Source organism: Roseateles oligotrophus (genome assembly GCF_025717515.1).
Classification (GTDB): domain Bacteria; phylum Pseudomonadota; class Gammaproteobacteria; order Burkholderiales; family Burkholderiaceae_C; genus Paucibacter_A; species Paucibacter_A oligotrophus.
In genome coordinates, this window is the sequence record NZ_JAJIRN010000013.1 from 1 (window position 1) to 19655 (window position 19655).

The window sequence follows — 19655 nt, forward strand, 5'->3', positions numbered from 1 at the left end:
CTCGGCGCCCTCAGCACGGCCAATGTCCAGGCCCTGACCTCGGCTGAGGTAGGGGCATTGAGCTCCGCGCAAGTGGCGGGTCTGAACACGGCACAGATGGCGGCTATAGAAACCGGCGACCTGGCGACGCTGTCGACCTCCGCACTGGGCGGTTTGAACTCTGGCCAGTTCGCTGCACTGAACTCGGAGCAGATTGGTGCGCTGACCAGCGTCCAGTTTGCTGTGCTGAACAGTACACAGATTGTCGGTATCGATACGGCCGACTTCGGTGGGATCGGGACGGAGGATTTCCGCGCACTGGGCCTAGCGACTTTGAAGGCCCTGACCAGCGATCAGATCCATGCGATGAGCGCCAGCCAGGTAGGTTCTTTGAGTACCCAACAGTTCAGCGCATTGACCACCGTTCAAATTAAAGGACTGGAGACCAATGACATCGCGATACTCAGCACTGGCCAGGTCGCGGCGATGACTTCTGCCCAGTTGGGTGCACTGTCGACCGCGAATTTTGTTAATCTGAATTCGGCGGACATCACCGCCCTCACGACTTTACAGATCGCAGGCCTGACCACGGACCAGCTGACCGCGTTCACCTCCGAACAGATTGCTGGTTTTGAGGTGGCCGATATAGCAAAGCTGAACATGACTCAGTCCAATGCCTTGGTTCTCAATACCGCAGCCATGGGGGCAATGACCGGCGCGCAACTTGACGCGCTGTTCCTGACGACACCGATCATGTTGGACTTGAACGGCAATGGCATCCAGACCTTGTCAGCGGCCGAAGGTGTCAATTTCGACCTTAACGCCACGGGCATTGCTCACAAGTATGGATGGGCAACCGGCGGAGATGGCTTGCTGGCGATGGACCGCAATGGCGACGGTGTGATCAATAGCGGAGCCGAGTTGTTCGGATCTGGTACGCAACTAGGTCTGGGCAAGCACGCGGCGAATGGCTATTTGGCGATGGCTGCCGAAGACAGCAACCACGATGGAAAACTCGACGCGCATGATGTGAATTTTGGCAAGCTCAGGGTTTGGGTTGACGCCAACCACGACGGTAAGACAGACGGTGGCGAGCTGAAGACGCTGGCGGAACTTGGAGTGACGGAGCTGGATCTGCAAGCCAAGTCGAGTACGGCAATTGACAACGGCAACCTGATTGGCTTGGTCTCTGGCTACAAGACCAGTGACGGGGCAACGCATCAAATGGCCGACGTTTGGTTCGCCAAGGATGTAGAGCCAAACAACCCGGACCAGGCGCAAGCCGCGGTCAGCGTCACCGATGTCTTGGCGGTGCCGAGCACCAACCTAATGGTTGAAGCTGCTGAGGCGACAGCAAAACCAGTCGAAGAGACGGGTCAGCATCACCAGGCGCTTATCGACCTACGCCTGCTTGAGGATGAAGAATTCAAGCGCAACGGCCCGCTGATTTGAGAATCATGCAACCGCGGCTCAAGAAACATTGAACCGCGATTTGACAGATTCAAAAGAGCCGCCGTCGAGCGGCTCTTTTTTTGGGGGGCTGCCAAAAAGACTTCGCCGCGCGCTTTTCATCACCGAATCCGGCGCGCGACCCGCGACTGCGAAGCTCTGCGCACCTTGCGCGAGTTGGCTGCTGGCCGGAGCGCGCGCCAACCAAGCACTCGCTTGCCACTCGCGTTCTTCCATCGACGAGCCCGCCCAGCTTGGACGGCCATGGCTTTCACTTCAGCGTTTGCTTCTAGATGGGCGAACCGGTCCGGGCGATGGTCAATGCCATCAAAACAAAGCCCAACGACTACTCGCTGCAGCACGACGCCGCACAGCTTCGATACCTGCCGGCCTACAGCTCCGTACTAGGGATCGTTCTGGCGGCGACCTCCATCTTCGAAACCAACCACTAGCCCCGACAAAGGCCGCTATTCGGCCCATTGACCGCAATGGCCAACTTTTATCATGAAACACATGATGCCTACACCGCTACAGAGCCAGCCTATTGCCGATGCCGAGTCAATGCCACTATTGCGGGGGACGGAACTGGCGTTCGCCCTGGCTGGGCAGGGTAAGCTGCCCATTGTCGACCTGATCAATGCCGCCGTGCGCTTGACCGACGCTGACCATCCGGATATCTCCATCTCGCTGTACCGGGGCTGGCTATCGGCCACCGACTCGCCGCTGGCCTATGTGATCAATTTCAACCTCGGCGTACTGCTAGCCAACGGGCAGCGCGACGTGGAAGCAGAGGCGGCCTACCGCGCCGCCATCGGGCAGAAGAGGGACTTCATCGAAGGCCACATGAACTTGGGCACTCTTCTTATGCGTAACAAGCGCGAAGAAGAGGCGCTGGCCATATGGCGCGCTGTGCTCACTCTCGTCGACATGCAAGCGCCGGCTGACCAGGTTTTCTATGTGCAGGCACTGAACAATCTGGGACGGCTATTGGAAATCCGCAAGGACTATCCGGAAGCGCAAGCCAAGCTGACCCTGAGCCTGAAGCAAAACCCCGAGCAACCGAATGTGATGTCGGAATTGGCGCACCTGCGTCAGATGCAGGGCAAGTGGCCGGTGGACAGCGCAGCCAACAGTATCAAAGCCGCGGGCGACCTGGAGGGCCTGCACCGCCAAGCGGTAGGCGCTCTGCCAAGTCCGCTGGGCATGGCCAAGCCCGACCTGTCCTACATCGAGGCGCCGTACGGCAAGCCGAATCTGGACCGGAAACAGGACCCGAACGGCCGCCGGTACGTGTTGGTGGCGCCGCCGTTCCAGCACAATTCGGCCGGCATTCGCGTGATGTACGACCTGCAGAAGTGGCTGGTGCGCGCGGGCTTGGACGCGATCGTCTGCACCTGGTTCAACGGCTACCCGGTGGAACAGTTTGAAGACGACATCGTCATCTACCCGGAAGTTGCACCCGGCAACCTGCTAAAAGCCAAGCGGGTCATCCGCTTTATTCTCAATGTGCCGGGCAAGCTAGGTTACGGCGAGAAGACCTACGACCCGGGCGAAATCCTGGTCGCTTACAACAAGGAACTGGCGTCCTACGCGCACGGCCGCATGCTGCAAGTGCCGTCGATCGAGCCCTTCTTCAATGACGAAGGCACGGTCAAGAAGGTCGATTCGGTCTTCGTCGGCAAGGGCCAGGACCTAGGCCTGCATCCACCGGGCTGCATTGCGATCACCAAGGCCTACCCGCCATCACGGCGCGAAGTGGCGCAGTTGCTGCGTTCGACCAGGACGCTGTACATGTACGACGATTTCAGCATGATCGCGCACGAGGCGGAGCTATGCGGCTGCGACGTCAAACTGATCCGCAAGGACGGCGCGATCGTTGAATACCCGGACCATTCGTACCCGACGATCGACGAATTCAAGGTCCAGTTGCACGACTTCATTGAAATGACCAAAGCGCTGTAATCCACTAACCGAGAAAAGAGATCCGCCATGCAACTTAACGACCTGTCGGTCCAGTTCAAGAAATTCCACCTTGGCTGCGGCACCATATTCATCAAGGACTATCTGAACATCGGCTGGTGGACAAACCTAGGCAAGGACACGCTGTACGAGGCACCTAACGGCGTGGCGGGCGCTGTGCTGTACAACCACGACCTGGTTGAAGGCATTCCTGCCGCCGACAACAGCCTCGACGTGGTCTATCACTCGCATTTGCTGGAGCACCTGACCAACACCGAAGGCATTGACTTCATAGCCGCTTGCTACCGCGTGCTGAAACCGGGTGGCATCTTGCGAGTGTTGGTGCCGGACCTGGGCCTGTGGTGCGAGAACTACGTCGCCGACAACAAGTTCTTCTTCGATGAATACCGCCGCGTTGGGCTCAAAGACGACAAGGTGCTGTACCCGACCAAGGGCGCGATCTTCATGGGCATGCTGCACAACCATGGCCACAAAATGGGCTATGACTTCGATACCCTGTCTGCCCTGCTGACGCGCACAGGCTTCGAACGCATCCGCCGCACCATGGTGCAGGACAGCGACCTTGAAGACATCGCCATCGTCGAACCCTATTTCCCTCTGAAAGCCCTCGAGTCGCTCTGCGTCGAATGCTATAAGCCTGCCTGAATCAATCTAGTCACGACAAGGACTGCGATGCAACCGAAGCTCTCGATCATCAGCCATTACTACAACCACCCGGAGATGGTGCAGAACCAGATCGCCTACTGGGAAGCGCTGCCCGACAGTTTCCTGTCGCAGGTTGAGTTCATCTTGGTCGACGACTGCTCGGAAAGAACCCCGGCGATCCGTCCGACCAAGCTCAATCTCAAGGTCTACCGCGTGATTACCGACCTGCCATGGAACCAGGCCGGCGCACGCAACCTAGGGGCGTTCAACGCCAGCGGCGAGTGGGCGCTGTACTTCGACATCGACCAGCGCTTCTACGCAGAACCGATGGCGGCCGTGATCGCCAACCTCGATCGACTCGACAAGATGGGCATGTATTACCTGAAGATCAAGGAACTGATCGACATCACCGTTAACAAGCCGCTCGACTTCCATCCGAACTCCTTCCTGGTCAACCTGGCCATGTTCAAGCAGCACGCGATGTACGACGAGGACTTCGTCGGCCACTACGGCTACGAGGATCTATACATGCCCAAGGTGTGGGAAAAGCACGGCGGCAAGCGCGCACTACTCAACGACGCGGTCTTCTTTGAGGACATGGGCTTCGGCACCACCAACCTGAATCGCGATCTGTCGCGCAACCTCGCGCTCGCGCAAAAGAAAATGGCCGAGGGCTACCAGCGCCCGGTTGGCATTTTGCGTTTCGAGTGGGAACAAATCGACATCTCAAACGGCTACGGCCTGTAAAGCGGACCGACTCCCGGCAACTTGTGTTGACTGATGCGCGGAACCCGCTCCATAAAAGTCTCCAGCACATCGCGGCTCGCGCTGCTGTGCCAGTTGTCGCTGATCACGATCTCGAATTTGCGATAGGTTTGCACCAGCACGCTGTTGAGCGCCAGCTCCAGGAAATGTGGCCGATCATGGGTCAGAATCACAATGCTGACCTACGGCGTCGTGGCGTCAACTGTCTGGGTTTGAGTCATAAATGATTCTTTCCGATGAGCGTGCATCGTGCATGCGTGACCGAGTAGCAACGTTCTAGCCGCCATGCAATCCCCGAATCAGCGGGGCAGATTCCCTCCAAATAGGTCCTTGCGGCCGGTTGCGGGAGGGCTTCTCGCGCACGCTGCAAAGAAGGGCAACTTACCCACCGGTACAAGGGCGTTCTACAGGGCGGCAACCCGACTAGCATTCAAGCCACACAGCGGCTTTGGCACGCCTTTCAACGAATCCATCGGGAGTACTTCGTGCCTGCAGAGCATATTGTTCACTTGTCCAACCAGAAGAGCTTTGTCGCGGTGCCGGGAACCAGTTTGCTCGATGCTGCGGCTCTGGCCGGACTGATGCTGGAGCACAGTTGCCGCAGCGGACGCTGCGGCAACTGCAAGGCCCAGCTCATCAGCGGCCAGGTACAAAGCCTGCAACCCGATCTGGCTCTAAGCCCGGCGCAACAGGCGGATGGCTGGGTGCTGACCTGCGCCGTTGAAGCCTGCTCCAATGTGCAGTTGGCGCTCAACGATCTCGGCGGCGAGCTCAAATTGATGAAGTTGCCGGCCCGCCTGGACGCCCTGGACCGCCCCGCTGCGGATGTGCTGCGCCTGAGTTTGCGTCTGCCCCCCAACTCGGGCTTCAAGTATCTGGCCGGTCAGCATATTGAGTTACTCGGTGCCGACGGCATCAGGCGCAGCTATTCGTTGGCCAGCGCGCCGCAAGCGGACGGCAAGCTGGAACTGCATATTCGCCGGGTCGATGGCGGCGCGATGAGTGAATACTGGTTCATGGCCGCAAAGGTCAATGACTTGCTGCGTTTCGAAGGCCCCCGCGGCAGTTTCTTTCTGCGCGATGTGACGGGCCTGGATCTGGTTTTTCTGGCCACCGGCACCGGCATTGCGCCGATCAAGGCGATGCTGGAATCTCTGGCGCTGCGGCCGGCTGACGCGCAGCCGCGCTCGATTGAACTCTATTGGGGAGGCCGGCGACCCGAAGATTTGTACTGGACCCCGCCCGGCATGGTCGCGGGCGTCATACCGCTGAGCTACATCCCGGTGCTGTCGCAAGCCGATCCGCATTGGCAGGGCGCGCGTGGTCATGTCCAGCAAGAACTGCTGCGCCGGCATGCCGTACTCAACCATGCCGCGGTGTATGCCTGTGGTTCCAGTGCGATGATCCACAACGCGCGCAGCAGTCTGCAACTGGCCGGGCTGCCTGAAAGCAGTTTCTACTCGGACGCTTTTGTCAGCGCTTGAATAAGCGAGAATCCGAAAACCATCACGATAACGAATAGACGATCACCATGAAAGCTGTGATATTTGCAGGTGGCCTCGGCACCCGGATCAGCGAAGAAACTTCGACGCGGCCGAAACCAATGATTGAAATCGGTGGCAAACCGATTCTTTGGCACATCATGAAAACCTATTCTCACCATGGTGTGAATGAATTCGTGGTGTGCTGTGGTTACAAGGGTTATGTCATCAAGGAGTACTTTGCCAACTATTTCCTGCATATGTCCGACGTCACTTTTGATATGCAGTTCAACCAGATGCAGGTCCATCAGCGTCACGCCGAGCCCTGGAAGGTCACCCTGGTGGACACCGGCGAGGACACCATGACCGGAGGACGGCTGAAGTTGGTGGCCGACTACATCAAGGGTGAAGAACTCTTCTGCTTGACCTATGGAGACGGCGTCAGCGATGTCAATATCACCGAGTTGATCGCCTTCCACAAGGCTCAAAAAGTCATGGCCACCTTGACGGCGGCGCTGCCGCCCGGCCGTTTCGGTGCGCTTGATGTCCAGGGCGACAAGGTCGCCAGCTTCATGGAAAAGCCCAGGGGCGATGGCGCCTTGATCAACGGTGGGTTCTTTGTGCTTTCGCCCCAGGTGCTCGGCTACATTGAGGGCGAGCAAACCATCTGGGAACGCGAGCCGCTGGAGCGGCTGGCCGAGCAAGGCCAGCTGGCAGCCTATCAACATCATGGTTTCTGGCAGCCGATGGACACCTTGCGCGACAAGACCTTGCTGGAGGATCTGTGGCAAACCGGCAAGGCGCCCTGGAAGGTTTGGTCGTGAACACCGAGTTCTGGCGTGGCAGATCGGTTCTGCTGACCGGCCACACCGGCTTCAAGGGCAGTTGGCTGTCGCTCTGGTTGCAAGCCCTGGGGGCCAAGGTGGTGGGCTTTGCGCTGGCGCCGCCGACCCAACCCAGCCTGTTTGAACTGGCCAAGGTCGGCCAGGGCATGACCAGCATCATCGGGGACATCCGCGACCTGGCCGCCCTGCAGGCCGCCTTTGCTGAAGCTCAACCCGAGATCGTCATCCATATGGCGGCCCAGCCGCTGGTGCGCTACGGCTACCAGAACCCGGTCGAGACCTATGCGGTCAACGTGATGGGCACCGTGCATCTGCTCGAAGCGGTGCGCGGCTGCGACAGTGTCAAGGCGGTCGTCAACGTCACCACCGACAAATGCTACGAAAACCGTGAATGGCCCTGGGGCTACCGTGAGAACGAGGCGATGGGCGGCCATGACCCCTACAGCAGCAGCAAGGGCTGCGCGGAGTTGGTCAGCGGCGCCTACCGCGCGTCATTTTTCAACCCCCTCGCCCACGCCCAGCATGGCGTCGGGCTGGCCACCGCGCGCGCCGGCAACGTCATCGGCGGCGGCGATTGGGCAACCGACCGCTTGATCCCAGACATCCTCAAGGCCTTCGAGCAAGGCCGGCAGGTCGAAATTCGCAACCCCCAGGCCATCCGTCCCTGGCAGCATGTGCTGGAACCGTTGCGCGGCTATCTGACGCTGGCCGAAGCGCTCCATGCACAGGGAGCGGATCTTGCCGAGGCCTGGAATTTCGGGCCGCTCGACGAGGACGCCCGGCCGGTCGGCTGGATCGTTGAACGGATGGCCGCGCTATGGGGCTGTGATGCTCGCTGGCAGGTCGATACGGGAGCACATCCGCATGAAGCCCATTACCTCAAACTCGATATCTCCAAGGCCCGCAGTCGCCTCGACTGGCAACCGAGTTTGCGCCTGGAGTCGGCGCTGCAGTTGATCGTCGATTGGTCCAAACAAAGGCTGGCCGGCTCCGACATGCGGGCGCTGACCCTGGCCCAGATCCAGGCCTATCAAGCATTGACAACGATTGATTGAATTTATGGAAAACGCGAAAACCCTGGCCCTCCGAGAACAGATCGCTAAGCTGGTGGATGAATATGCCGCCATTGCCTTGGCTGCGCAACCGTTCCTGCCCGGCATATCGGCCGTGCCCCCCTCCGGCAAGGTGCTGGGTGCGCAGGAACTGAAGAACATGGTCGATGCCTCGCTGGACGGCTGGCTGACCACCGGCCGCTTCAATGCCGAGTTCGAAAAGAAGCTCGCCGCCTTCATCGGCGTCAAGCACCTGATTACGGTCAATTCGGGCTCGTCGGCCAATCTGGTCGCCTTCAATACGCTGACCTCACCCAAGCTTGGCGCGCGCGCCATCAAGCCGGGCGATGAAGTCATCGGGGTGGCGGCCGGCTTCCCGACCACCGTCAACCCGATCCTGCAATTCGGTGCCGTGCCGGTCTTCGTTGACGTGGACCGGCTGACCCATAACATCGACGCCAGCAAGATCGAAGCCGCGATCGGTCCCAAGACGCGCGCCATCATGCTGGCCCATTCGCTGGGCAACCCGTTCAACCTGGATGTCGTCACCGCCTTGTGCAAAAAGCACAATTTATGGCTTGTCGAGGACTGTTGCGATGCGCTGGGTACAACCTATCGCGGCCAGATGGTGGGCACCTTCGGTGATATCGCCACCCTGAGCTTCTACCCGGCCCACCACATCACCATGGGTGAAGGCGGCGCCGTATTTACCAACCACGACGAACTGCGCCTGATCGCCGAGAGTTTTCGCGACTGGGGTCGTGACTGCTACTGCCCCCCCGGCAAGGACAACACCTGCGGCAAGCGCTTTTGCTGGAAGCTGGGAGAGTTACCCGAGGGCTACGACCACAAATACACCTACAGCCATCTCGGCTACAACCTCAAGATCACCGACATGCAGGCCGCCTGCGGGCTGGCCCAACTGGACCAAGCCGCGCAGTTCATCCAGGCTCGCAAGAACAATTTCGCCTTCCTCAAGGAACGTCTGAAGGGCTGCGAAGAATTTCTCCATCTTCCGGTCGCCACCGAACATTCCGACCCTTCCTGGTTCGGCTTTCCGATCACTCTAAAGGAGAACTGCCCGGTCAAGCGGCTCGATCTGCTCAACTACCTGGACCAGCACAAGGTCGGCACGCGTCTGCTGTTTGCCGGCAACCTGACCCGTCAGCCCTACATGATCGGTGCCAAGTTCCGCATCAGCGGGGACCTCAGCAATACCGACAATGTGATGAACAACACGTTCTGGATTGGCGTGCAACCGGCCCTGACACCGGCCATGCTTGAATTTGCGGCCAGCCAGATCGAGACCTATCTGGGACTGGGATTCTGAATGAGCAACGTTACAACCAAGACCGCCCTTGACAAGCCCAAAGTCAGCGAGCTGATCGCCGAGGCGCTGGAAAAACTCGGCATCGAACATGTGTTCGGCATCATCGGTGCCGGCAATGTGCATTTGTTCGAGGCCATTTCGCGCCGCGGCTACACCGAAATCGTCTGCGTCCATCATGAGCAAAGCGCCTGCATGGCGATGCAGACCTACTACCGCACCCATGGCAAGCTATCGGCGGCGCTGCTGACCACCGGCGCCGGCTCCACCAACGGCGTGACCGGCGTGGTCTCGGCCTGGGCCGACTCGATCCCCGGCATCATCATTGCCGGCAACGAGAACTCCAAATTCACTCGGCCCGAGAACACCCTCCGCATGTGGGGCGTGCAGGGCTATGACTCCGTCGAGATGGTGTGCAAGGTGACCAAGTATGGTCAGCGCGTGATGGCGCCGGAACAGGCGGTTTATGAGATCCAGAAGGCCGCACATCTGGCGCTCGACCAGCGCCCCGGACCCTGCTGGATCGAGGTGCCGATGGACATCCAGGCCGCGCGCATCGACCCTGCCAATGCTGCGCAGTTTGTGCCGCCGGCGCCGCTGAACTATCTGGGCAGCGAAGTCTCGGCCCAGCTTGACAGCGTGATCGACGCCTTGCTGGCGGCCGAGCGACCGCTGCTGTGGCTGGGGCATGGCATTCGCCTTGCCGGCGCCGAGCAGCAGATTGCGCCGCTGCTGGAGCTGCTTGGCGCACCGGCACTGGTGTCCTGGGCCGGTATTGACATGATCGACTCCAGCCATCCGCTGGTGTTCGGGCGCGCCGGAGTCTACGGCCAGCGCTGCGCCAATTTCATTCTGCAAAATTGCGACTACCTACTGACCTTGGGCACGCGGCTGGCGATTCCCCAGATCGGCTATGACGTGAGCGAGCTGGCGCGAGCGGCCCGCATCGACGTGGTCGACATCGACCCGCAGGAGGCCGCCAAGCATCCCGGCCGCGTCAGGCAGGCGATCGTCTGCGACGCCGGCCAGTTCATGGCCGCGCTGACCGAGCGACTGCGGCTGCGCGTGATCACCCACCGCACCGAATGGGTCGCGCGCTGCCGGGACTATGAAACGCAATTCCCCTGGGTCGGCCCCGAGCATGAGGACCGCGAGGGCTTCATGAACTCCTACCGTTTCATGCAGCGCCTGAACGGCTTTTTCAAACCCGGGCAGACCGTCGTCACCGACATGGGGACGGCGCTGCTGTGCGCCCACCAGGCCTTGCGCTTGACCACCGGCCAGCGTTTGATGACCTCCACCGGTCTGGGCGAGATGGGCTATGGCTTGCCGGGCGCGATCGGCGTGTCCTTCGCAAGCGACCGCGGCGAGGTGATGTGCCTGAATTGCGATGGCGGCATGATGCTCAATCTGCAGGAGTTGCAGACCATCGTGCACCACCAACTGCCGATCAAGCTGTTCATTTTCAACAATGACGGCTATCTGATGATCAAGCACACCCAGAACGCCATGTTCAAGAGCGGCTTTGTCGGCACCGATCGGGCATCCGGCGTCTCTTGCCCTGACTACGCCAAGATCGCGGCGGCCTTTGAAATTCCAGCCTTCCAAATCCGCCATTGGGGCGAATGCGATGCAACGCTGGCGGCTGTGCAGGCTGCCAGCGGGCCGGTGATCTGCGAGGTCTTCATGCACCCCGAGCAGCCGTTCAGCCCCAAGCTGTCACTGGTGGCGCGCACCGACGGCACACTGGTCTCGCCGCCGCTGGAGGACCTGTCACCCCTGCTGCCGCGCGCCGTGCTGGACGCCGCGATGCTGGTCGGCATGCATGAAAAATCCAGACCGCTGTGAGGCCGTAGTTGCAGCTTCCTGAAATGCGCCGCATCGCCGTGCTGGGCGCCAGCAGCCAAATCGCCAAGGACCTAATCCGCGCACTGGCAGGCGTCGGCGGCACGCAGTTACTTCTCTTCGCACGCGATCTGGGGGCCACCCGGCAATGGCTGCAAGGCCAGGGGCTGGAGGGGTCATGCAGCGTGCATGACTATGCCGAATACGGCCAGCTTGAGCACTCGGTGGTGCTGAACTTCGTCGGGGTCGGTGACCCGCAACGCGCCGCGCAGATGGGCGCGGGTATCTTCGAGATCACGCAGCGCTTTGATGATCTGGCGCTGCGCGGGCTGTACGAGAACCCGCAGCGCCGCTATGTCTTTCTCTCCAGCGGGGCGGCCTATGGAAGCGCCTTTCTGGCGCCGGCCGGACCCGACACTCGGGCCGAGTTTGCCGTCAACGCGCTGACGCCGCAAGACTATTACGCGTTGGCCAAGCTGCATGCCGAGGCCAAGCACCGCGCGCACCCGGAGCTGGCGATCACCGATCTGCGCGTGTTCAACTATTTCTCCCGCACCCAAGACTTGTCCGCGCGCTTCTTCATCACCGACATCCTGCGCGCGATCCAGAGCGGGCAGTTGCTGCGCACCTCCAGTGATTTCATGCAGCGCGACTATCTGCACCCGGCGGACTTCCATCGGCTGCTCGAGTGCATCCTGGCGGCGCCGCCCGCCAACCGCGCGCTGGATTGCTACACGCGGGCGCCGGTCGACAAGCCGACCTTGTTGGCTGCGCTGCAGCAGCGCTTCGGCCTGCGCTATGAAAGCCTTGAAATAGCCGGGGAAAGCGGCGCAGCAGTCAACGCTACCGGTGCCAAACCCCAGTACTATTCTCTCAATCACCATGCGGCAACGCTCGGCTACCGGCCGTTCTACACGTCGCTGGAAGGCATTCTGGTCGAGTCCGCCGCCCTCCTTGGACTTGCCTGAATGCAGGGACACAAACACCTTGGAAAGATCGGATGACAGCCCTCAACAAACTCAGGATCGCCATCATCGGATCGGGCAATATCGGCACCGACCTGCTCATCAAGGTGATGCGATCGGACTATTTGACCTGCACTTTGTTCGCCGGCCGTAACTTCAATTCTCCAGGCATGAAGCGCGCCAACGTGCTGGGCGTGCAGATCTCCGACCGCGGCATCGAGGCCATCGTCACCAACCCCGCGATCTGCGATCTGGTGTTCGACTGCACCTCAGCGCATGCTCATATCGAGCATTGGGCGGTGCTTGAAAAGCTCGGCAAAACCGTCATAGACATGACACCGGCCAAGCTCGGCGAGCTCTGCATCCCTGCCATCAACGCCGCCGAATGCCTGGCCACCGGCGCACGCAACATCAACATGATCACCTGCGGGGGCCAGTCCTCAATCCCGATCGGCTATGCGCTGGCCCAGGTGCACAGCGATATCGAATACATCGAGGTAGCCTCCAGCATCGCCTCGCGCAGCGCCGGCCCGGCCACGCGAGCCAACCTGGACGAATACATCGAGACCACGCAGGAGGCGCTGCAGAGCTTTTCCGGCGCGCGCCGCACCAAGGCAATTCTGGTTCTGAATCCGGCCAATCCGCCGATCGACATGCAGACCACCATCTACGCCAAGATCACCGATCCGGATCTGCCGGCATTGCAGGCCGCCGTCGCGGCGATGGTGGAAAAGCTCAAGGCCTATGTGCCGGGTTATCAATTGATCGTGCCGCCCACCCTCGAAGGCAACAAGGTCACCACTACGATCAAGGTGCTGGGCGCGGGCGACTATCTGCCGCAATATGCCGGCAACCTGGACATCATCAACTGCGCCGCGATCGCAATGGCCGAGCGCATCGCCCAAGCCGGCGCCTTGCAGGAGACTCAGCCATGAGCAAGAAGAGCATTCTGATCAGCGACCCGACGCTGCGCGACGGCAACCATGCGGTGCGCCATCAACTGACGCGCGAGAATTTCGTCGCCTATTGCAAGGCGGCCGAAGCCGCCGGCGTGCCCATCGTCGAGGTCGGCCACGGCAATGGGCTGGGTGCCTCCTCGCTGCTGGTGGGCGAATGCAGCGTCAGCGACGCCGAGATTCTGGCGCTTGCGCGCGCGAACTTGCAGAAGTCGCGCCTCGGTCTGCATGTGATCCCCGGTTTTTGCACCATCAAGCAGGACCTGAGCCGCGCCGTCGAAGCCGGCGTCGACGTGTTCCGCATCGCCGCCCATTGCACCGAGGCCGACATCACCGACCGCCACATCGGCTACATCCGCAAGGCCGGGCGCGAAGCCTTTGGCGTGCTGATGATGAGCCACATGGCCTCGGCGGCGGTGCTGCTGGAGGAGGCCAAGAAGATGGAGTCCTACGGCGCCGAGGCCATCATCATCATGGACTCGGCGGGCGCCTACTTTCCCGACGATGTGACCGAGCGTATCTCGACCCTGGTCGACGGGCTGGCAATTCCGGTCGGCTTTCATGGTCACAACAACCTGGGCATGGCCGTCATTAACTCGGTGGCGGCGGTGAATGCCGGCGCCTCCATCATCGACGCCACCATCCGCGGCTTCGGCGCCGGCGCCGGCAACACCCAGTTGGAAGTGCTGGTAGCAGTGTTCGAACGGCTGGGCTTCGAGACCGGCATCGATCTGTACAAGATACTCGACGCCGCCGACATCGCCGAGCGGGAATTCAACCCGGTGGCAGCGAACATCTCGCCGCTGTCCATCGTCAGCGGCCTGGCGGGCGTGTTCTCCGGCTTCGCCAAGCCAGTCGCCAAGGCGGCGCAGGACTACCAGGTCGACGCGCGCGACATCTTCTTCGGGCTTGGCAAGCGCAATGCCGTGGCGGGCCAGGAGAGCCTGATCATCGAGGTGGCGCGCGATCTCGCGCAACAGCGCCTGGCGCAGAAAGTCTGAGAATCATGTCCAGCAACACAGCAAACAATCGCTTCGCGGAAATTCGCCAGGACTGCCTGCTGGCCAGCGCCGCGCAGACCGATGTACGCAGCAAGCTCGGCTTTGCGCGCATTGCCGTCACCGGCGGCACCGGCTTTCTGGGCAGCTGGATCGCCGAGACCGTGGCTGCGCTGAATGACGAGTACCGGCTCGGGATCACGCTGGACCTGTATGCCCGCAACATCCGGGATTGGGCGCAGCAGTACCCGCACTTGGCCGGCCGTGCCGACATCCAGCTGATGTCCCAGGATGTCCGTTCGCCGTTCGAGTTTCCCCGTAACACCAACTTCGTCGTGCATGCGGCCGGTATCCCGAACAACCGCGTACATGCCTCCGATCCGCTGCGGGTGCAGCAGACCACGGTGCAGGGCCTCAACAATGCGCTTGAGGCCGCCAGCCAGCTGGACAATCTGACGCGCTTCTTGAACGTCAGCTCCTGCTTGGTCAACGGCCGCCCGAACCGCCCCGGTGCCTTGAGCGAGAACGAGTATTTCGCCATCCCCTGCGACCAGTTGCACACTGTCTACGTCGAGGCCAAACGGGCGGCCGAGAATCTGGCGGCGATCTACCGCAGTCAGTTCAGATTGCCGGTCAGCACGATTCGCCCGTTCACCTTCGCCGGTGCCTACCAGGAGCTGGACCGCCCCTGGGCGATCAACAACTTCATGCGCGAAGTGCTGACCGGCAGCGAGATCCGCATCCATGGCGACGGCTTGGCACGGCGCAGCTATCTGCACGGCGCAGACGCTGCCTGGTGGACACTGGCGGCCCTGGCCAAGGGCCAGGATGGCGCCGTCTACAACGTCGGCTCCGCCACGCCGATCACGCACCTGGATCTGGTCAAGCTGATCGGTGAGAAGGCGTCGCCCAAACCGCGTGTGCTGCTGAACACGCTGCCGTCCAAGCAGCTGCTGCAAGACGACCTGTTCCCCGACATCACGCTGATCCGCAAGACGCTCGGCGTGACCCAGACCTGCAGCCTGGATGACACAATCGACAAGGCTTGGCGCTGGTACAAGAGGTCCTGAAGAGGCCATGAATCTGCAGGTATCGGGCACCAGGCCCGAAGCGAGATTCAACGCAGCGACGTCAGCACGCCCCGACCCATCGACCACATCAGCGCCACCAGTTGCAGGGCGTCGAAAGCGCATTCACATGCGCGATGCGCATCGAGTAGTAGTCGCCCTGGGCGCCCATCACATTGAACAGCGAGCGCCGGCCCGGTTGCTGCCACTGCTCCAAGGTGGAGGCTCGCACGGGGGCGCTGTTGCCCAGGATTTCGACAATGCGCCAGGCCCGGTCCAGCGAAGAGCCGGCCGCATACATCTCCAGCAGCCGATAGCGCTTGATTTCGATCGCCTCATCGCGCTGAAGACCGGCCGCCTGGGAGCGCCGGTGGGCCACGGTCAGCGCCGCCTCGGCGCCCGGCTGGGCCAGCGGGATGTTGACGGCAACGCCGCGCATCCAATCGATGGCGCAGGCGGTGCCGGCCGCCCGTTGAGCCATTGACCCGCAGGCTGACGCCGGGCTTTTGCCCCGCTAGCACCGACCCGACATAGCTGCGCTGGGCCCTGACCTGAGCCGCCCGACTTACGCGTGAGTAGGATTAGCTGGGATGCACGATCATGGGCCCGGCCTTGGGATGTTGGGCGACGAAGTTCAGGCTGCCGTCAAAATTCCCAATGATGTAGCCGAGACCCACTAGGAATTTTTCGAGCTCGACCTTCTGTTCGGCGTACCAATCAAAATCCCAGGCTTCGTAAATGATGCTCGGATAGTTATTGCGTACCAGCGTGCCTACGGCGCCGCGCAGCACGTCTAGTTCCATGCCCTCAACGTCAATTTTGATCAGGCGTACGTCGTCGAAGTACATGCTGTCTAGATTAAGTAGTTTGATTTTGACGGCTTCGCCCTTGAAGGTTTCGCCGCGCAAATCTTTGTGCAACTCATTGTTGAGCGTGAAAGCGCCCACGTTGAACTCGTTGTCGTAGTCCGGCAAATTCACTGATATTTCGCCAGATGCGCTGCCCATGCCAATCTGGTGCGCAACGACATTGCCTAGGCCATTCAACACGATATTGCCGCATAGCTGGTAGTAGATCGGGCGCTGCACCTCGAAGCACTCGAAGGTGTGATCGCGAAAGCGCTGCGCCAGCGGCACGGTGAAGCTGCCCATATTGGCGCCCACGTCGATCACCCGGCCGCCAGGTGCGCGCGATTGCAATATCACTTCGGCAATCATCTGAAGATTCGGCTCATATGTGCCGTTCTTGCGGATGCAGCCTGAAATGCCATTCGCGTCGGTTGCGCAAAAAAGCATGTATTTGACGCCGTTTTGCGCCGGGAAGATTTCAACCGACGGAAGATGCCTAGCCATATAAAAGCCCTTAATGGAAAACCAATGCTTCAATGAAGTTTCGAATTTCGTCTTAGCACGGCATCCTAGCCCCGCAGACTCCTCGGAATTCTCTCACTGGCGTGTTTTATCAAGGCCGCCAAAACCCGGAGGAATCCCCTGTTTTTATCAATCACTTCTGCAATCTCTAAAGCTCACTGAAAGACGTCAATACCTTGCACGCCGCGCACGAGATTAAGGCCTCACACACAAAGTTTTCGACAGGCTCTTTAACGCAGCGGCGTCAGCACGCCCCGCCCCATCGACCACATCAATGCCACCAACTGCTGCGCGTCGAACAACGCGTTCACATGCGCGACCCGCATCGAGTAGTAGTCCCCCTCGGCGGCCATCACGTCGAATAGCGAGCGCCGACCGAGTTGTTGCCATTGCTGCAACGTTGATGCACGTACCCTGTCACTATTGCGCAGAATCTCAACCACCCGCCGAGCTCGGTCCAAAGCAGCAGTGGCGTTTTCGTAGGTCTCCAGCAAGCGGTAGCGTTTGGCCTCAACTGTGTCGTCACGCTGCAAGCTGGCCGCTTGATAGCGGCTCTTGGCGGCCGCCAAGCTGGCGTCCGCACCAGGCTGGAAGATGGGAATATTGACCGTTACGCCGCCAATCCAATCACTTGAACGACCCACGCCGGCCACCGTCGATCCGTTTATCAATAGGTTGACGTTGGGACGTTGCCCGGCCAAGACCGATTCTGCATAGCTGCGTTGCGCCTGAGCTTGCGCCGAGGCCTGCGCCACATCTGGGGCTTGCAAAATATCCGCTTGCATTTCGGCCAAATCGGGCATTTGCGCCATCACGGTGCTCAGGCTTGCACTGACCGGTAGTTGATCGCCCACAAAACGCCGTAACTTGATTTCGGTCTGGCGCATTGCCGAGAGGGTTTGCTCGTATTGCAGATCGGCCTGCTGCAGGCTTTTCTGAGCCTGTATCAACTCGCTGGAACGGCCTTTGTCGGCCTTGGTGATGATCTCCAACGAGTCCACCAGGCAAGCCATTTTTCGCACATATTGACTGTAGACCTGGGCTTGCAAGGTGTAGCGTCCCCGATCCAATGCCAAGCTGACCGTCTGCAAGGCCAATTGCTCCTCGGCGCTGCTTTGCCCATATTTGGCCGCACTGGCCAGTTGCGTACGCCATTCGGTCAGCTTGGTGATACGACCCGCGTCGTAGAGCGGCGCGGAGACACTGACGGTGGCGCTACCCTGCATACCCTTGAGCGTGTCTGCCCCGGGCACTACGCGGCCAATTTGCCCTGCTCTGCCAATCAGGCTGAGCTGTGGCAAGCGTAAGGCCTTGGTTTCGGCCAAATCGGCTTCGGCGGCTTGGCTCAAGAGGCGTAAGGCCCCAATCGAGCGACTGTGCTGCAAGGCCAGTCCGACCAGTTCCTGCAATTGGGAGCGGGGTTCCGCCACGCTGGTTTCGATCATGTTGGCATCGCGACCGGCTCGCGATGGGCCGGCGTCTTCCTCGGTGCAGCGACTCTGGGTCTTGGCTTGCGCTCGCGCGGTCGGCACCGAGGCCAGCAGGCTCAGACCCAGCAGCAGAGATAGCACAAGTGGTTTGGACATGGTGAAAAGCACGCGATAAAGAGGGAAGTCCCCGATACCGCTACTACATCACGTTTGGACTCACATTGAAATCACGATTAGGGGCTTTTGCAACCCCTTTATGAAGCAGTGGTGTTTCCTAGCGTTCGCGCAACGCTTCTTGTGATTTCATCATTGGCCGCACCAGATAACTCAGTACGCTTCGTTCGCCGGTTTTGATCTCGACCGTCGCGGTCATGCCGGGAATCACGGGCAAGGTTTTCCCCTTGAAGCGCAGGTTGTTGCGCTCTGCCGCAACGGTGGCGCGGTAGTAGCCGCCTTCTGCGCTCTTCTCGGTTTCGCCCATGGCATCGGGGCTGATGTATTCGATGCGGCCAGTGAGTCCGCCGTAGACGTTGTAGTCATAGCCCGAGAGTTTGACCTGAGCCAGCTGGCCGACACGCACAAAGCCAATATCGCGAGGTTTGACGCGCGCCTCGATCAGCACCCGAGGGCCTATCGGCGAAATCTCCATGATGGGCGCACCGGCAGTGACAATCCCGCCCACCGTGCTGACACGAATATTCTTGACCACGCCGTGCACCGGGGATTTGAAGGTCGTCCGGGTCATTGCATCCTCTCGCACAACCATCTGCTCATCGATCTGGGACAGCTCGTTTTGCACCCGTACCAAGTCACCGCTGGCCTCCTGCCTGAAGCGGCTGATTCGTTCGGCACGTTGCTGCTGAAGCTCATTGACTTGACGGGCCAGGCGCATCACCTCCACGTCGGACATCAGTCCTTTGGCTGCCATGTCCTGGGCCATTTTTTGCTCCCGCGCCAGCAAGCCGCTGCTGCGCGCAATGCTGCTGACCGCCTCGTCCATCAAGCGTCGCCGCGCTTCATAGGCCTCCAGTTCGGCTTCGGCGATGCGCGGCACTGCCAGCACCTCGCGTGGGAACACGAGCGGCTTGGCGCTAGCCTCAGCTGTCAGCCGAGCCGCTTGTGCCTTCAGTGCAATGCGTTTGGCCTGCCCTTCGTTTTGCTGCGCCTCGACTCGCGTAGGGTCAAGTCGTGCCAACTCCTCACCCTCCTCGACTTCCTCGCCCTCGCGCACATAGAGCTCACGCAAGATGCCGCTTTCCAGGCTGGCGATAATTTGCTCGCGACCGTCCGGCACGATGCGGCCGTCACTGCGGGTAACTTCATCCACGGTGGCCAGTGCCGACCAAGTGAGGGCTACCGCGACGGCGATCAACATCAGATAAATGGCCCACATGGCATGGGGCAAGGGCTCCTCGATCTGGGCATGGTTCAAGCCCGTGACAAACATACCCTCTTCGCGGCTCAGGGCCATTCCGCCGCCCTTGTTTTTGATAGCCATGGC

General features: G+C 60.6%; 18 protein-coding genes and 1 pseudogene. 14 read left to right on the forward strand and 5 right to left on the reverse strand.

Annotated features, from left to right (window positions below; translation table 11 throughout):
• From LNV07_RS24130 to LNV07_RS24150, 5 genes and pseudogenes are all read left to right on the forward strand, one after another.
• Nucleotides 1-1431 (forward strand): annotated as a pseudogene (locus LNV07_RS24130) (heme utilization protein); the annotation flags it as partial.
• Nucleotides 1432-1721: 290 nt separating this feature from the next.
• On the forward strand, nt 1722-1880 hold the full coding sequence (locus tag LNV07_RS24135; RefSeq protein ID WP_263573764.1) for a hypothetical protein: 159 nt from the start codon (nt 1722-1724) through the stop codon (nt 1878-1880).
• Nucleotides 1881-1944: 64 nt separating this feature from the next.
• Nucleotides 1945-3390: a tetratricopeptide repeat protein gene (locus tag LNV07_RS24140; protein WP_263573765.1), complete on the forward strand. Its 1446-nt coding sequence runs from the start codon at nt 1945-1947 to the stop codon at nt 3388-3390.
• Between the two features lie 27 nt (nt 3391-3417).
• A complete protein-coding gene (locus LNV07_RS24145; RefSeq protein ID WP_263573766.1) occupies nt 3418-4053 on the forward strand; it encodes a class I SAM-dependent methyltransferase in 636 nt (211 codons plus the stop codon).
• A 27-nt stretch (nt 4054-4080) separates the two neighbouring features.
• Nucleotides 4081-4800 (forward strand): glycosyltransferase family A protein, encoded by a 720-nt coding sequence (locus tag LNV07_RS24150; protein ID WP_263573767.1) that lies wholly within the window; start codon nt 4081-4083, stop codon nt 4798-4800.
• On the opposite strand, the gene LNV07_RS24155 is transcribed toward LNV07_RS24150, so the two are convergent.
• The gene (locus LNV07_RS24155) at nt 4788-4991 is read right to left on the reverse strand and encodes a glycosyltransferase family A protein (protein ID WP_263573768.1); all 204 of its coding nucleotides are present in this window, start codon (nt 4989-4991) and stop codon (nt 4788-4790) included. The genes LNV07_RS24150 and LNV07_RS24155 overlap by 13 nt on opposite strands.
• A 312-nt stretch (nt 4992-5303) precedes the next feature.
• Between LNV07_RS24155 and LNV07_RS24160 the strand changes: the two genes are divergently transcribed.
• The 9 genes from LNV07_RS24160 to LNV07_RS24200 are packed head-to-tail and all read left to right on the forward strand — an operon-like array spanning nt 5304 to nt 15357.
• Nucleotides 5304-6302, forward strand: coding sequence for an FAD-binding oxidoreductase (locus LNV07_RS24160; RefSeq protein ID WP_263573769.1), 999 nt, complete (start codon nt 5304-5306; stop codon nt 6300-6302).
• A 47-nt stretch (nt 6303-6349) separates the two neighbouring features.
• A complete protein-coding gene (gene rfbF, locus LNV07_RS24165; protein WP_263573770.1) occupies nt 6350-7123 on the forward strand; it encodes a glucose-1-phosphate cytidylyltransferase in 774 nt (257 codons plus the stop codon).
• Nucleotides 7084-8199 carry a CDP-glucose 4,6-dehydratase gene (gene rfbG / locus LNV07_RS24170; protein ID WP_263573771.1) on the forward strand — a complete coding sequence of 372 codons (1116 nt, stop codon included), beginning with the start codon at nt 7084-7086 and terminating at the stop codon, nt 8197-8199. The genes rfbF and rfbG overlap by 40 nt, the downstream gene beginning before the upstream one ends.
• 4 nt (nt 8200-8203) lie before the next feature.
• Nucleotides 8204-9526, forward strand: a complete 1323-nt coding sequence (rfbH, locus tag LNV07_RS24175; protein WP_263573772.1) for a lipopolysaccharide biosynthesis protein RfbH — start codon at nt 8204-8206, stop codon at nt 9524-9526.
• Nucleotides 9527-11371, forward strand: coding sequence for a thiamine pyrophosphate-binding protein (locus tag LNV07_RS24180; protein ID WP_263573773.1), 1845 nt, complete (start codon nt 9527-9529; stop codon nt 11369-11371).
• A gap of 23 nt (nt 11372-11394) precedes the next feature.
• Nucleotides 11395-12336, forward strand: a complete 942-nt coding sequence (locus LNV07_RS24185) for an NAD-dependent epimerase/dehydratase family protein (protein WP_263573774.1) — start codon at nt 11395-11397, stop codon at nt 12334-12336.
• A gap of 32 nt (nt 12337-12368) precedes the next feature.
• Nucleotides 12369-13268, forward strand: a complete 900-nt coding sequence (locus LNV07_RS24190; RefSeq protein WP_263573775.1) for an acetaldehyde dehydrogenase (acetylating) — start codon at nt 12369-12371, stop codon at nt 13266-13268.
• Nucleotides 13265-14290: a 4-hydroxy-2-oxovalerate aldolase gene (gene dmpG / locus LNV07_RS24195; RefSeq protein WP_263573776.1), complete on the forward strand. Its 1026-nt coding sequence runs from the start codon at nt 13265-13267 to the stop codon at nt 14288-14290. The genes LNV07_RS24190 and dmpG overlap by 4 nt, the downstream gene beginning before the upstream one ends.
• Nucleotides 14291-14295: 5 nt before the next feature.
• On the forward strand, nt 14296-15357 hold the full coding sequence (locus LNV07_RS24200) for an NAD-dependent epimerase/dehydratase family protein (protein WP_263573777.1): 1062 nt from the start codon (nt 14296-14298) through the stop codon (nt 15355-15357).
• Between the two features lie 88 nt (nt 15358-15445).
• Here the strand turns inward: LNV07_RS24200 and LNV07_RS24205 are convergent, their stop codons facing one another.
• From LNV07_RS24205 to LNV07_RS24220, 4 genes are all read right to left on the reverse strand, one after another.
• Entirely contained in the window at nt 15446-15835 is a 390-nt protein-coding gene (locus tag LNV07_RS24205; RefSeq protein ID WP_263573778.1) for a hypothetical protein, read from the reverse strand.
• A 100-nt stretch (nt 15836-15935) separates the two neighbouring features.
• Nucleotides 15936-16739, reverse strand: coding sequence for an FkbM family methyltransferase (locus tag LNV07_RS24210; RefSeq protein WP_263573779.1), 804 nt, complete (start codon nt 16737-16739; stop codon nt 15936-15938).
• Nucleotides 16740-16954: 215 nt separating this feature from the next.
• Nucleotides 16955-18310: a TolC family protein gene (locus tag LNV07_RS24215; RefSeq protein WP_263573780.1), complete on the reverse strand. Its 1356-nt coding sequence runs from the start codon at nt 18308-18310 to the stop codon at nt 16955-16957.
• A gap of 118 nt (nt 18311-18428) precedes the next feature.
• Nucleotides 18429-19652, reverse strand: a complete 1224-nt coding sequence (locus LNV07_RS24220; protein ID WP_263573781.1) for an HlyD family type I secretion periplasmic adaptor subunit — start codon at nt 19650-19652, stop codon at nt 18429-18431.
• Nucleotides 19653-19655 lie beyond the last annotated feature (3 nt).

Coding starts and splice junctions, on each gene's coding strand:
- LNV07_RS24140 (WP_263573765.1), top strand. CDS start 1,945: ATGCCTACACCGCTACAGAGCCAGCCTATTGCCGATGCCGAGTCAATG.
- LNV07_RS24135 (WP_263573764.1), top strand. CDS start 1,722: ATGGGCGAACCGGTCCGGGCGATGGTCAATGCCATCAAAACAAAGCCC.
- dmpG (WP_263573776.1), top strand. CDS start 13,265: ATGAGCAAGAAGAGCATTCTGATCAGCGACCCGACGCTGCGCGACGGC.
- LNV07_RS24215 (WP_263573780.1), bottom strand. CDS start 18,310: ATGTCCAAACCACTTGTGCTATCTCTGCTGCTGGGTCTGAGCCTGCTG.
- LNV07_RS24220 (WP_263573781.1), bottom strand. CDS start 19,652: ATGGCTATCAAAAACAAGGGCGGCGGAATGGCCCTGAGCCGCGAAGAG.
- LNV07_RS24145 (WP_263573766.1), top strand. CDS start 3,418: ATGCAACTTAACGACCTGTCGGTCCAGTTCAAGAAATTCCACCTTGGC.
- LNV07_RS24180 (WP_263573773.1), top strand. CDS start 9,527: ATGAGCAACGTTACAACCAAGACCGCCCTTGACAAGCCCAAAGTCAGC.
- LNV07_RS24205 (WP_263573778.1), bottom strand. CDS start 15,835: ATGGCTCAACGGGCGGCCGGCACCGCCTGCGCCATCGATTGGATGCGC.
- LNV07_RS24150 (WP_263573767.1), top strand. CDS start 4,081: ATGCAACCGAAGCTCTCGATCATCAGCCATTACTACAACCACCCGGAG.
- LNV07_RS24190 (WP_263573775.1), top strand. CDS start 12,369: ATGACAGCCCTCAACAAACTCAGGATCGCCATCATCGGATCGGGCAAT.
- LNV07_RS24185 (WP_263573774.1), top strand. CDS start 11,395: ATGCGCCGCATCGCCGTGCTGGGCGCCAGCAGCCAAATCGCCAAGGAC.
- LNV07_RS24200 (WP_263573777.1), top strand. CDS start 14,296: ATGTCCAGCAACACAGCAAACAATCGCTTCGCGGAAATTCGCCAGGAC.
- rfbH (WP_263573772.1), top strand. CDS start 8,204: ATGGAAAACGCGAAAACCCTGGCCCTCCGAGAACAGATCGCTAAGCTG.
- rfbF (WP_263573770.1), top strand. CDS start 6,350: ATGAAAGCTGTGATATTTGCAGGTGGCCTCGGCACCCGGATCAGCGAA.